We start from the raw sequence: 13,522 nt of genomic DNA, 5'->3' as shown, positions 1-13,522 counted from the left end.
TCCCGTCAGGCCTATTTCGCCAACATCTCCTATATCGATGACAAGGTCGGGCAGATCATGGAGGTGCTTGAAACCACCCGTCAGCTTGATAACACCATCATCATCTTTGTCTCTGACCATGGCGATATGCTGGGCGAACGCGGCCTGTGGTTCAAAATGAGCTTCTTTGAAGGCTCGGCGCGTGTGCCGCTGATGATGGCCGGGCCAAACATCACGCCGGGCCTTTATACCGACCCGGTTTCAAGCCTTGATGTCACCCCGACCGTGGCCGATCTTGCCGGCATTTCGATGGATGAAGTCGCCCCTTGGACCGATGGCATGTCGCTGTGTGGCATGCTGGCGGGCAAGGCGCGCACCGAGCCTGTCCTGATGGAATATGCCGCCGAAGGGTCCTATGCCCCGCTGGTCTGTATCCGCGAAGGCAAATGGAAATACACCTATTGCACGCTCGATCCAGAACAGCTGTTTGACCTTGAAGCCGATCCCAAGGAACTCACCAACCTTGCAACCGATCCGGCCTGCGCCGACCAGCTTGAGGCCTTCCGTGCTCAGCGTGCCGCGCGATGGAATCTGGAGGCATTTGATTCTGCGGTCCGCGAAAGTCAGGCACGTCGCTGGATCGTCTATGAGGCGCTGCGCAACGGGTCCTACTTCCCGTGGGATTACCAGCCGCTGCAAAAGGCGTCCGAACGCTACATGCGCAATCACATGGACCTGAACGAACTCGAAGACAAACAGCGCTTCCCGCGAGGGGAGTAAGAAGCAGCGTCGGCCAGCCATGTGGGACGGCGGGCCGGCGCTGCCTCAACTCTTCTGCCAAAAGAGCTGAAGAAAGGAAGACCAGAAGTGCCTAATCAAAGCCGCCTTGCTGTCCGGCTCGGGTACGGACAGCATATCTGACCCTATCGTCCGGGAGACCCCCGGCGCTGATCGGGGGGCATAAACAACGGAAAGTTGGGTACCCGAAACAGTGAGGTAATCATGGACAACAAAATGAAGGTGGGGCCGCTCGGGCCCTTCCCGCGGGTCAGCAAGCCGGTCTTTTCCGTCTCGGCAATCCTGATCGTCGGGTTCATCATATTCGGGGCGGTGTTTACGGAAACCGCAGGCGCGCTGTTTGCCGCAGCACAAGCAGCCATCGCAAATTATTTTGGCTGGTTCCTGATCATCGTTGCCAATCTGGCCGTGATCGTCAGTCTTTATCTTGCCATCGGTCCTTATGGCCGTGTGCGTTTGGGACGTCAGACTGACAAGCCGGAATATGGTCTGTTTTCATGGACGGCGATGCTGTTTAGTGCCGGTATCGGCATTGGTTTGCTCTATTGGGGCGTGGCCGAGCCGCTTTATCACTATTTCGCACCCCCCATGGCCGAACCCGAAACCATCGAGGCCGCCGAACAGGCAATGATGATTTCGTTCCTGCATTGGGGCATCCATGGCTGGGCGCTTTATTGCATCGTTGGCCTGTCGCTGGCCTATTTCCATTACCGCAAGGGCCTGCCGCTTTCGATCCGCTCGGCACTGTATCCGATCATTGGTGAACGGATTTATGGCACCTGGGGCCATGTCGTCGATATTCTGGCCGTGTTTGGCACCATGTTTGGCATTGTCACGACCCTTGGTCTTGGCGTCATGCAAATCAGCTCCGGTTTGAATTCGCTGTTTGGCATTCCCGATACGCTGCCGTTTCAGATCGTATTGATTGCCATCATCACCGTGTTTGCGACCATTTCGGTCATGGCGGGTCTTGATGGTGGCATCAAACGCATCAGTAACCTCAATATTCAGCTCAGCTTTGTGTTGCTCGGTTTTGTTCTGATCTTTGGCCCGACGCTTTTCGTCTTCGACAGCTTTGTTGAAAACGTTGGCAACTATATCAGCAATCTGGTCGTCATCAGTTTCTGGAGCGAAGCCTACACCGACAGCAACTGGCAGGCAGGCTGGACGATCTTCTATTGGGCCTGGTGGGTGTCGTGGTCGCCGTTTGTCGGCATCTTCATTGCCCGCATTTCGCGCGGCCGTACGGTGCGTGAATTTACTCTTGGCGTGTTGTTCATTCCGGTCGTTATCCTGTTCTTCTGGTTTACCGCCTTTGGCGGGGCAGCGATCCATATGGAAATGATCGGCAATCCCGGCCTGATCGAGGCCACCAAGGCCAGTTACGGCAGTGCGATCTTCAAGCTGCTTGAATTCATGCCGCTGACCAAGTTTGTCACCACCGTTGTCATCGTCATGATCGTCGTCTGGTTTGTGACCTCGTCTGACAGTGGGTCGTTTGTCATCGACATGCTGACCGCGGGTGGTGATGCCGATCCGCCCCGTATTCAGCGCCTGTTCTGGGCCACGACCGAAGGCGTGATTGCCGCGGTCCTTCTGATCGCAGGCGGGCTATCGGCCTTGCAAGCCGCGGCTGTTGTGGCGGGCTTCCCGTTTGCCGCCGTGATCCTGGTGATGATGTATGGCTTGTTGCGTGGTCTTGGGCGCGATTCCCTTGTGCTCTATCGCTACAAGCAATGGTACGAGACCGAGCACGAGGCAGAACACAACCTGCCCAACGCCTATGTCGACGAAACCGAACTCCCCGATGTTCACCCGGGGCCGTCAATCACCGCACCACGGCATGCTGAGTAGCGACGCCAAATTGGTACGGTAACGCTCAAACACAAAACGGACGGATGGCCTGTGCCATCCGTCCGTTGCTTTGAGGGTGCTTAGACCATCTTGGTTGGTCTTATGCCGCACGCTGGTGATGCGTGCCTTCGCTGACTTCCTCGACGATCTTGCTGACAAACGCATCAAGATCCTGCGGTGAACGTGACGTCACAATGCCGTCTTCGCAGACCACAGCCTCGTCGCGCCACAACGCACCGGCATTGAGCATATCGGTCTTGATTGATGCAAATGACGTTGCATGACGATCACGCAGTGCTCCGGCCTCGATCAGAAGCCACGGGCCGTGGCAAATGGCGGCAACCGGTTTGCCCGATGCGACGAACTCGCGCACCAGACTGACAGACGCTTCGTCATTGCGCAGCAGGTCCGGGTTGATCTGCCCGCCGGGGATGACTAGCGCGTCATAGTCTTTGATATCGACATCTTTGACTTCAACATCGACATCGACCGTGTCGCCCCAGTCGCTTTTGTCCCAGCTTTTGATCGGATCAGATTTGGGCGATGCGATTTTGACGTCGGCCCCGTGGTTTGACAATTTTTCAAGCGGAACACGCAGTTCAGACCGTTCATAGCCGTCAGTGGCAAGAATCAAGATCTTTGCGGTATCAATCGCAGGCATAATGTCGCTCCTTTCATTGGTGTCGGGCATTACACCTTACCAACGGCTGCGACCTGCTCTCGTTCCGGATTTCAATGTGATCATTTTGTGGCACGGGCACGAAAGTGCAGTGAAACACCGAATTGCCTCTGACGCGCTTTTTAATTGTATGAGGATTTATATTCCGCCTTGCCAGTGGTCTGTCTGGCGACCGGGCAAAGGGTGGCAATACCGCATATCCATCTGAAAAACAGGCGACTTCTAATCCTCATACTTTAAGGCAAGCGGCGTGTTTTCTGCCGCGCAGGGGCCCGCTTAGTTTGACGGGACGGTTTTCTGGTGCGCGACTTGGCCTTCTGTCGGGTTCAGGATGCGCCAATCGCGGACCTGTTCATTGATGATCCCGCTATTGACCAGACATTGGTGGATGAAGCCGTTGGCATGAAGGGCCTCAATACCGGAATTCAGTGCTTTGACGATCTTTTCCGCATTCGGCAATGCGCGCGAAATCATGAAATGCTGGCTGGCGGGCAAGATCACCTTGACGCCCTGCATGGGATAAAGCCGGATATCCTGAAGATTGCGCACCATGCCGGGCCCGCTGGAAAATTCCAGCAAGGTAAAGTCGGCCCGACCGGCATTGATCAGCGCATAGATCTGCTCCTTGGTGGCGGCACTGGTCAGGCTTGCAGGGGCCAGACTTTCAAGCACTTCCCAATCCAGTCGCCAGGTGCGAATGGATACCGCACTCATGTTATGCACATCGGAAACAGGCGTATCACTGCTAAGCACGAAGGTGTCCTGACTGACATAAATGCCTTTCTCAACCTCGCCTCGGCGCAGGATCGGCAGCGATTTCAAGACTTCAGGATCCGCATCGATATTGAAGTCCCAGTCTGACTTGATATCGGCAAAGCCCTCGCTGACCATCTTGCGGCTGCGTTCGGAATTGGGCGATGGCACGACCTGTATCCGGGCGGCAAGCCCTCCGGCATTCAGCGCTTCCTGCAAGATGGAATACATCACCAGCGACGCACTGTCGGGGCGATCGGCAAGGCAGGGCCGGCAGTCCGGATTGCTGTCATTCTGGCAGGAAAAAACCGTATCAAACTCGCTTTCGCGCACCGGAAAGCGGATGTCGATGGTTTCTGCGGCATTTGCCGGGCTGCTGCCAATAGCTGCAAGCGCAGACACAAAAAGGCTCACAGCAACAAAGATGCTGGTTCTGGCAATCTTGCTCACTGCGCCCGTGCGAGGGGTCATGTGGTCGTCCGGTAAAGGTGGCGTTATATGTGATCGCGATGGACAAGATATGTGACCACACAAACAGGATGTCATCCACCACCGGTTGAAAAATTTCGCCATGTGGCAAAATTCAACAAAACACTGCAATGCAGAAAGGGCCGCCCCTATGCTGGGGCAGCCCTTCTGTTTTTCAATTAAGTTTGGCAAAGCCGATTAACTGCCAAACACTCGGCCAAGCGCACCGTCAATCGCATCGGTAATCTGATCGATATCATCAGGCGTCGCAATCAGTGCAGGTGACAGGCAAAGGGTATTGTTAAAGCCCGGCAAGGACCGGTTCGTCATACCGATCACCACACCGTGGGCGTTACAATCTGCAACTACCGCCTGAACTTTTTTCTCATCCATCGGTTCTTTGGTGGCACGGTCTTTGACCAATTCCGCCCCACAGAACAGTCCCTTGCCACGGACATCACCAATAACGCTGTGCCTTTCCATCAATTGATGCAGGTTATTCATCAATCTCTCACCCATGGCCAAGGTGTTCTCAAGCAGGTTTTCGTCCTCGATAATCCGCATGTTTTCAAGCGCTGCCACAGGCCCTGCGGTGCAGCCGCCAAAGGTCGAAATATCGCGGAAGTAATTGAGCGGATCGTCAACGTCGTCCTTGAACATGTCAAAGACCTTTTCGTTGGTGACCATGCAGGCAATGGCGGCATATCCCGATGCCAGCCCTTTGGCCATGGTGACAAAATCCGGCTCGATGCCGTAATGCTGATATCCGAACCATTTCCCGGTGCGACCAAGGCCGCAAACAACCTCATCGATATGCAAAAGCACATCGTACTTCCGGCAAATTTCCTGAACCCGTTGCCAATATCCCTCTGGCGGGGTCAAAACACCGCCACCGGCTGTTACCGGCTCAAGGCAGATCGCGCCGACGGTATCAGGGCCCTCACGCAAAATAACTTCTTCAATGGCGTCCGCGGCACGTTCGCCGTAATTTTCGATATCCCATTGTGCGCGATATTCGCAGCAATGCGGGACTTCAACAAAACCGGGGGTGAATGGACCATATTGCGCGTTGCGTTCGGGCTGGCCACCGGCGGATACCGCGGTAATGGATGACCCGTGATAATCCCGCTCCCGGAACAGGATTTTGTGTTTTTTGCCGCCATACCGTTTGTGGGCAATCTGGCGGACAATCTTGAACACCTTCTCGTTGGCTTCGGTCCCTGAATTCACATAATAGACACGGCTCATGCCCGGCATCTTCGAAATCAGTCTTTCTGAAAATAACGCCGCCGGAACAGAGCCAACCGATTGGGCGAAATAGTTCAGTTTTACCAATTGATCACGGACAGCATCGGCAATGGATTCACGGCCATACCCGACATTGACTGTCCATACGCCGCCAGAAACCGCGTCAAGATACTCACGTCCCGCGGCATCCCAAATGCGCATGCCCTTACCTTCGACAATGATCTTGGGATCACTGGTTTCAAGCGGTTTATGTTGCGTCAGGTGGTGCCATACATGGGCGCGATCAGCCTCGATCACACCCGATAGATCATTTTCGTTCGCCATCAAAACCATCCGCTGACCTAAAAGACAAAAATATACCGGAAATGAACCCGCGCCCCACCATGGCGGCGCGGGTGTTACCTATTGATGCGTCAGGCGATCTTGCTGTTGACCATCTCTGAGGCACCTGAAAGTAGCCCAAGATGGGTACCATCCGAAACCTTTGCTTCGCTGATACGGCCTTTGTTGGTCTTGTCTTCGCCAATTTCAATGACTTCATCAAGATCGTCGGGCGCGATGAACAGCACACCGCAATCATCTGCAAGAACGGCATAGCCCGGCAGAACCGCAGCCCCGCCAATGCTGACAGGCACGTTGAAACCACCACCGGTATTGTAAAGGCGGGTGGTGACCGGCGATGCACCGCGCGACCACATCGGGAAATCCTGTTCTTCGATTTCAAGGGTGTCGGTGTGTGGGCCGTCAACGCAGCCACCATCAAGTTTCATCATCGCGGCCATGCGGGTAACGCCGCCGCCCCAGCACGCATATTTGCTGTCGCCCAGGCGATCCACAGCCAGGAAGTAACCCGGCCCGACCTGGCTTAGACAATGATGAAGAAGGGTCGAATCAAGGCCGGGAGTTGCAAGGGTGCAAACCGTCGATGCAATGGTTTTACCACGCAATACCGGCGAGATCGCAGGGGCAGCGAAGCCATAATGATAAAAGTGCCCGATTGTTGCGGTTTCCAGCTTCGCCAAGCGGTCCAACTTGTCTTGCGGGATTTTCGCGGGCATCGGGTTCATTTTATAGACGAGGTTGCTCATCGTAGCTCCATAAATCAGTTGGTATTCGGGCCAAGCACCAGATCCGGAAGGAACGTGGAGAAGCCAGGCACAAAGGTGACGAGAATCAGAACAAGAATCAGCGGGATCAGCAGTGGCAGGATAGCCATGGTGACCTTTTCAATCCGGACACGTCCGACTTCGGACACGATATAAAGGCCGATACCCATAGGCGGGGTTGCAATGCCGATCAGAAGGCCAAGCTGGATGATGATGCCGAAATGAACACGATCAATTCCGTAGGCATCAATAACCGGCAACAGGGTCGGCACCAGGATCAGTTTGGCGGGCACACCTTCGACGACACATCCAACAATGATGATGAAGACCAAAAGCAGGCCCAGGAAGATGTTCTTGCTTTCGGTCAGCGAGAACATCTGACCAGCAAGTTTTTGCGGTGTTTGGTCAATCGCCAAAAGCCACCCCATCGCAATCGAAAACGAGATAATGATCATGATGACAGCGGTCATCGATGCCGTTTCGCGCAGCGCCTGGGCCAGTTTTTTCAATGACAGTTCACGATACCAGAACCCCAAAATCGTGCAGTAAATGCAGGCCAGAACCCCCGCCTCGGTCGCGGTAACGAAACCGAACATGATCGAACCAAGGATGATGCCTGGTGCAACCAGTGCCAGAAAACCATGACGGCCGGTTGAGGCAACTTCACGAACGGTTGCCCGTTTTTGCGATGGGAAATCGGTGAAATGGGACATGATGCGGACGTAAATCATCAAGGACAGTCCGACAACAAGCCCGGGGACAAGCCCGGCAAGGAACATCCGTTCAATTGATTGCTGTGCAAGGAACGCATACAGCACCAAACCGATGGATGGCGGGATAAGGGGGCCAATCACCGACGAGGCCACTGTAATTGCCGCGGCGAAATCGGTTTTATATCCGCTTTCGCGCATGGCCTTGATTTCAATCGCGCCAAGCCCGGCACAGTCGGCAACCGCGGCACCGGAAATGCCGGCAAAGATCATCGAGCTCAGGATGTTGACCTGCGCAAGACCGCCCCTCAGGTGACCAACCAGGGAATTGGCAAAGGCAAAAATACGTTCCGTAACCCCGGTGACGTTCATCAGGTTGCCAGCCATGATAAAGAACGGAACAGCCGTTAAGGACGCCTTGTTGACCCCCTCAAGCATCTGTTGGGGCAGGATTTGCAACGCGTTGGAAAAATCGGATGTCAAAAAGGTAATGAGTGTCGCTGAACCGATTGAAATAGAGATCGGCACACGCAGAAGGATGAGCACCAAAAAGGAGCCGAACAGGATATATGCCATCTGGCTCAATCCTCCATGTGAATTTCAGGGGCGCGCTCGGGGATGCCCATGATCATCTTGGCAAGATCAACCAGCGCACTAACAGCGATCAAAGCGGCAGACGCGAAAAGCGGCACATAAAGCGATATGCGGGGAATTTCGTCGAAACCGGGCAAGATGGCCCCCTCGACATAACCGCGTGCACTGGCAATGACTTGCGGCATCAACGCGCACAATGTAACGCACAGCGCGATGGCACAAAGGTTTGCGATTAATCGGGTACCGATCATTCCCCATTTGCCAAGCAAATGGGCCAGGAATTCGATCCTGACATCCATCTGGCGAACAAAAATCGCGAAAAAGCCAAAGAATGATAGCCATACAAAGAAGACCATTGTCCAAGGCCAGATCCAGGTGGCGGACCAGCCAAATGGCCGTGCGATGATGGTTGTTGCTGTCAGGCCCAGCATGACGAGCAAACAAATATTACTCAGCCACAGGAAAACACCGCCTAACCGCCAGGTCAGACCGTCAATCCGATGGAGAGCGCGCCCGAAGGCGCGCTCGTTGGGCATATCATTGTGTGGGGACATGCGTGTTGGCTTCCGTTACTCGGAACGTGCGGCTTCAACCGCATCAATGAAGCCATCCGGCAGTTCGCCCGTTGATGCCATTTCTGCGTAGAAGCTTTTCATCGACTGAACGAATGGTGCGGTATCAAGCTCGACATAGGTCGCGCCATTGGCAACCATGTCATCAATACTCTGCTGGGCCACTTCGTTCATGATATCGCGTGAATAGTCGCCAGCCTCGTTATAGGCTTTCAACAAACCGGCTTTGGTCGTCTCATCAAGTGCCTCATAGGCGTCGATATTCATCATGAAGCCGATGGACTGCCAGTATTCATCAGTACGCCCGATATACGGGGCAACTTCGTTAAAACGCATGGACTGAACCAGGGCAATCGGCGAGTTCACTGCCTGAACGATATCTTTCTGGATCGACTGATACACTTCGGTCCAGGGCAGGGTGATTACTTCGGCGCCAAGGTGTTCCCAGCTTGCAATCGCAAGCTTGTTCGGATGCATGCGAAGCTTCAGGCGATCAATATCTTTAAGGCCGTTGACCGGGGAGTTGGAGACGATGACGCGGAACGGGCCGCGCAGAACGCGGGTCGGGCTGCCAAGCGGGGCGACACCTGCGGCATCCTCAACCTTCGCAAACCAGCTCTTGACCAGATCACTGTCCATGAAGCGGGCCCAGTGATCAAAATCATCGAACATGAACGGGGCAGCTGTCCAAACCAGTTCCGGTGCCCATTTTTTCATATAGCCGAAACCTTCGGCATAGATATTGATGATGCCCATCTGAAGCTGTTCAAGAACCGCATCTTCTTTGCCCAGCTGTTCATTGGGATAGACTTCGATGGTCAAATTTCCATCGGTATACTTTTCGGTCAGATCAGCAAATTTCTGGAAGACTTTGCCTTCCGGGCTGTCAGCCGGCATTTTTGACGTCATACGCCAACTATCTGCCATCGCGCTGCCGCTGCTCATTGCCAGCGTGATCATCGCTGCGGTCACAAGATTAGAGATTTTTCCCATAACGTGAATTCCCTCTGTGCATTAGGTGATATTGGTTCGAAGGAAGCCCTCCCTGAAGGGCCGAAAACTTTTCTGAGGATACCGAGGTTCCTCATGTTTTTATTGGGATGCCCTGTGTTGCAAACACGGTGCGTGCTTGCGACGAACGGGTGTTTATTAAAGTGCTGTGTTGTGCGTGTCGTGGAGAGCAGGACTGATGGCCTGATCGCGCTCTAAGCGCGGACGATGCTGTCCTGTTGGGGACTGTTACCCATTAGGACAGCACGCCAGGATGACTAAAAATCAGCAGCTCAGGCGACGGTGGTTTGCAACCGGGATCAGGTTCTGCACACGCTGATTTTGCGCTTTATCGAGCGTCGCGGTGACATACCCTTCACCGTCAGACGCTTGTGCGACAAGCATGCCCCACGGGTCTGCGACCAGCGAATGGCCATAACATGCGCGTTTTTCGCCGTTGGTCACTGTCATGCCAGTCTGGCCACAGGCGGCGAAATATGCCGCAGTTTCGATTGCGCGTGCACGTGCCAGAACTTCCCAATGATCCTTGCCGGTTTGCAGGGTAAATGCGGCGGGCAGCACGATCAGGTCACAGCCCTTTTTCTGCAAGGCGATGAACAGTTCGGCAAAACGAATGTCATAACAAATGCCGCAGCCGACAGTGAAACCGTCGACGTCATAGGTCACGACATCTTCACCGGGCATGACGCTATCGGACTCGCGATAGACAAGGCCATCAGGGGTATCGACATCAAACAGGTGGATTTTGCGGTATTCGGCAATTTCCTTGCCGGTACGATCAAAAACAAAGGTCGTGTTAAAAACGCGGTCCTCGCCTTCAATACGTTCCATAACCGAACCGGCATGAACAAATACGCCATGTTCGCGGGCGAAATCCTGTGCGAATTTATACGCAACGCCGCCCTTCTTTTCGGCCATGGTGCGTTTTTCGTCGTTGGTCAGACCGTAAACGTCGAAATATTCCGGCAATACGATCAGATCAGGTTTGTCTGCTGCAACGGCAGCTCCCATGATCTTTTTCGTGCGGGCGAGGTTGGCGGTCCGGTCGGATTGCGGATTGGTTTGGATAAGGCTGATCTTCACTGTGGGGCTTCTCCAGAATGATCATTTTGGTGACGATCTGTATCAGGCGATTGGTGGCGCCAGGGGACAGCATCTTTAATTTATCAACGGCGATATGCTGGGCATTGCGTGAAGATTGCGGTGGCGTTCTCGCAATGCGGCATAGCTCCTAAGGGAAATGATGCAGCGCTACGAAGAGCAGCGCAAAACAAAATTTCTTTTAGATCCGATAAAGTTTGTTTATGAGTATGTTTGGTAATGGCAGTGAGGATACATGCTCAACTTTAAGCAGCTTGAGGCACTATATTGGCTTCGCGAACTTCAAAGTTTTGGTAAGGCAGCCAAGCGCCTTCATGTCACGCAGCCTGCCGTATCTGCTCGTATTGCCTCGCTTGAAAGTCAGATAGGTCAGCAGCTTTTTGAACGGCGACATTCTTCGATCCGCTTGACGCGCATTGGCGAGGAAATTGCGGATCACGCCGAGAAAATCGTCAATGCGCAATATGCGCTGCTCGACAACATTCGCCGCAATGAAAAAAGCGTCCTGCGCATCGGGATGATCAGTCCGGTTTCGTTTACCTGGGGGCACGATTTGCTGGTTCGGCTCAGGGATATGGACACCGAGGTCGCGGTCGAATTCATTGTCGCCTCAAGCGCGCATCTCGAACGCGAACTGGATGCAGGCTCAATTGATCTGGCATTCGTCACACGCGATAGCAGACAGCCGCCCAGCACCTCGGATCTGGTAATGTCTTATGATCTTGGGTGGGTTGGGGCACCCGAACTTGTTCGCGATCTGAAACAACCCCTGTCGGCCGCAGACCTGACCAAACAGGCATTGATCATGTATCCCCAGACCTCACCGCTCTATTCGCCGGTGCATGACATCCTGATCCATCCAAAAGCATCTTATGGCATGCGCCATCAAGCGACGTCTTTGCCGGCCATTATTGAAATGTTGCGATTTGGGTACGGATTTTCCGTCGTATCACTGGCGGTCGTTGAAAAGGAACTTCAGACCGGGCAACTGGTCCAAATCAAAAGCGAGGTCGAATTCAATCCGTTAATTGTCCATTGTATTTCACAGTCCGGTCATTCCCGGCGACCGGTCAAAGTGGCCATCGAGGCCGCGCGCCAGGCCGCCTATGACTATGTTCATGCCAAAACCCGGTATATCCGGATCGCGCCGGATGCGACCGTGGGGCGCGACACCGAAATGTCGGGTTAGGCGCAGACGATCCCGATCGAAACTGCTCTAATCCTCATACAATTGATTTTGGGCTGTTGGCGATTTCACGGACAAAGAAAAAGCCCGATCCAAAAGGACCGGGCTTTATTCATCAAAATTGAATAATCGATCTGATTATTCAAAAAAATCATTCAGCGGCAACAGCCGTATTTTCACCGCGCACCAGCGCCATATAGTCTTCCATCATGGTCTTGCAGACCTGACCCGGGGTGAAGATATATTGCCCGATTTCCGCCACCGGCGTGACCTCGGCCGCGGTGCCGGTCAGGAAGCATTCCTCAAAACCTTCCATTTCCTCAGGCATGATCGCGCGTTCAATCACCTCATACCCGCGCGCCTTGGCAAGGCCAATCACGGTACGGCGGGTAATGCCATCCAGGAAGCAATCAGGCTTCGGCGTATGGATCTGACCGTCCTTGATAAAGAACACGTTGGCACCGGTCGCCTCCGCAACCTGACCGCGGTAATCAAGCATCAGGGCATCGGCATAGCCTTTGCGCTCTGCCTCGTGCTTGGACAGGGTGCAGATCATGTAAAGACCAGCAGCCTTGGCATTGGTCGGTGCAGTGTTCGGTGCCGGACGGGCCCATTTCGACAGATCCAGACGAATGCCCTTCAGGCGTTCTTCCGGCTTGAAATAGCTTGGCCATTCCCAGCAGGCGATGGCGACATTGATGCGCGTGGTCTGGGCCGAAACGCCCATCATTTCGCTACCGCGCCAGGCAATACGACGGATATAGCCATCGGTAATGTCGTTCGCAGCCAGCGTTTCGATGACGGCGTCATCGAGTTCTGCGGCGCTGTAGGGGATTTTCATGTCCAGGATTTCGCCGGACTTGATCAGGCGTTCGCCATGCTCGGCCAGCTTGAAGACCTTGCCGTTATAGGAGCGTTCGCCCTCAAAAACAGCACTCCCGTAATGGACAGCGTGGCTCAGCACATGCAAAGTGCTTTCACGCCATGGTTTAAGTTCACCATTATACCAGATATAACCATCACGGTTATCAAAGGTCGGAGCTGTCATTTGCCAAATTCCATTTCAAGAACGTTCCTGGACGTAACTTTATGTCCTTATTTGTCTGGTCGGGGTAACATTCATAGATTAATGTGTCAATATAACTGACATAACGGATAAGCATGGCAGATATCTCTACACGCAAGGTCAACCCTCTTTTCCTGAGGGAAGAAGAGCTTAGGCAAGGCATTGAATTGCTGTTCTATGCCTATCGTGATTTCACCGAAGTCGCGGACCAGATGCTTGCGCAATATAATTTCGGTCGCGCCCACCATCGGGTCATCTATTTCGTCAGCCGAAACCCCGGTATTACGGTCAGTGACCTGTTGTCGATTCTCAAGATCACCAAGCAGTCCTTGTCGCGTGTGCTGGGTCAATTGGTGCGTGAAGGTTTCATCGAACAAAAGACCGGTGTGCAGGACCG

Annotated in this window: 13 protein-coding genes; 4 read left to right on the top strand and 9 right to left on the bottom strand. The window is 53.9% G+C overall.

Annotated elements, in window-relative coordinates:
• Together B3Z49_RS10075 and B3Z49_RS10070 are read left to right on the top strand one after the other, a co-directional pair.
• The coding region (locus tag B3Z49_RS10075; protein WP_296990495.1) for a sulfatase-like hydrolase/transferase at nucleotides 1-759 on the top strand (759 nt) is incomplete at its 5' end.
• A 222-nt stretch (nucleotides 760-981) separates the two neighbouring features.
• A complete protein-coding gene (locus B3Z49_RS10070; protein WP_296990493.1) occupies nucleotides 982-2,631 on the top strand; it encodes a BCCT family transporter in 1,650 nt (549 codons plus the stop codon).
• Between the two features lie 100 nt (nucleotides 2,632-2,731).
• Here the strand turns inward: B3Z49_RS10070 and B3Z49_RS10065 are convergent, their stop codons facing one another.
• From B3Z49_RS10065 to B3Z49_RS10030, 8 genes are all read right to left on the bottom strand, one after another.
• Complete coding sequence (locus B3Z49_RS10065) at nucleotides 2,732-3,292, bottom strand: DJ-1/PfpI/YhbO family deglycase/protease (RefSeq protein WP_063088708.1); 561 nt, start codon at nucleotides 3,290-3,292, stop codon at nucleotides 2,732-2,734.
• A 294-nt stretch (nucleotides 3,293-3,586) separates the two neighbouring features.
• On the bottom strand, nucleotides 3,587-4,534 hold the full coding sequence (locus tag B3Z49_RS10060; protein WP_296990490.1) for a hypothetical protein: 948 nt from the start codon (nucleotides 4,532-4,534) through the stop codon (nucleotides 3,587-3,589).
• A gap of 195 nt (nucleotides 4,535-4,729) precedes the next feature.
• Nucleotides 4,730-6,103: an aspartate aminotransferase family protein gene (locus B3Z49_RS10055; protein WP_296990488.1), complete on the bottom strand. Its 1,374-nt coding sequence runs from the start codon at nucleotides 6,101-6,103 to the stop codon at nucleotides 4,730-4,732.
• Between the two features lie 89 nt (nucleotides 6,104-6,192).
• Nucleotides 6,193-6,867: an RraA family protein gene (locus B3Z49_RS10050; RefSeq protein ID WP_296990486.1), complete on the bottom strand. Its 675-nt coding sequence runs from the start codon at nucleotides 6,865-6,867 to the stop codon at nucleotides 6,193-6,195.
• Nucleotides 6,868-6,881: 14 nt separating this feature from the next.
• Nucleotides 6,882-8,171: a TRAP transporter large permease gene (locus B3Z49_RS10045; RefSeq protein ID WP_210514642.1), complete on the bottom strand. Its 1,290-nt coding sequence runs from the start codon at nucleotides 8,169-8,171 to the stop codon at nucleotides 6,882-6,884.
• 5 nt (nucleotides 8,172-8,176) lie between these two features.
• Nucleotides 8,177-8,743 carry a TRAP transporter small permease gene (locus B3Z49_RS10040; RefSeq protein WP_296990484.1) on the bottom strand — a complete coding sequence of 189 codons (567 nt, stop codon included), beginning with the start codon at nucleotides 8,741-8,743 and terminating at the stop codon, nucleotides 8,177-8,179.
• 15 nt (nucleotides 8,744-8,758) lie between these two features.
• A complete protein-coding gene (locus tag B3Z49_RS10035) occupies nucleotides 8,759-9,754 on the bottom strand; it encodes a TRAP transporter substrate-binding protein (protein WP_296990483.1) in 996 nt (331 codons plus the stop codon).
• Between the two features lie 282 nt (nucleotides 9,755-10,036).
• Entirely contained in the window at nucleotides 10,037-10,855 is an 819-nt protein-coding gene (locus tag B3Z49_RS10030; RefSeq protein ID WP_296990481.1) for a carbon-nitrogen hydrolase family protein, read from the bottom strand.
• Between the two features lie 253 nt (nucleotides 10,856-11,108).
• Between B3Z49_RS10030 and B3Z49_RS10025 the strand changes: the two genes are divergently transcribed.
• Complete coding sequence (locus B3Z49_RS10025) at nucleotides 11,109-12,062, top strand: LysR family transcriptional regulator (RefSeq protein ID WP_296990479.1); 954 nt, start codon at nucleotides 11,109-11,111, stop codon at nucleotides 12,060-12,062.
• A gap of 148 nt (nucleotides 12,063-12,210) precedes the next feature.
• Here the strand turns inward: B3Z49_RS10025 and B3Z49_RS10020 are convergent, their stop codons facing one another.
• Nucleotides 12,211-13,107, bottom strand: a complete 897-nt coding sequence (locus B3Z49_RS10020) for a branched-chain amino acid aminotransferase (RefSeq protein ID WP_296990477.1) — start codon at nucleotides 13,105-13,107, stop codon at nucleotides 12,211-12,213.
• A gap of 113 nt (nucleotides 13,108-13,220) precedes the next feature.
• On the opposite strand from B3Z49_RS10020, the gene B3Z49_RS10015 reads away from it, so the two are divergent.
• A partial coding sequence (locus B3Z49_RS10015) for a MarR family winged helix-turn-helix transcriptional regulator (RefSeq protein WP_296990476.1) occupies nucleotides 13,221-13,522 on the top strand: 302 nt, incomplete at its 3' end.

Origin of the sequence: Thalassospira sp. UBA1131 (assembly GCF_002311515.1) — a bacterium.
In the GTDB taxonomy this organism is placed as follows: Bacteria; Pseudomonadota; Alphaproteobacteria; order Rhodospirillales; family Thalassospiraceae; genus Thalassospira.
Note: the sequence above shows the minus strand (reverse complement) of the source record. Positions and strands in the feature narration are given on the sequence as shown.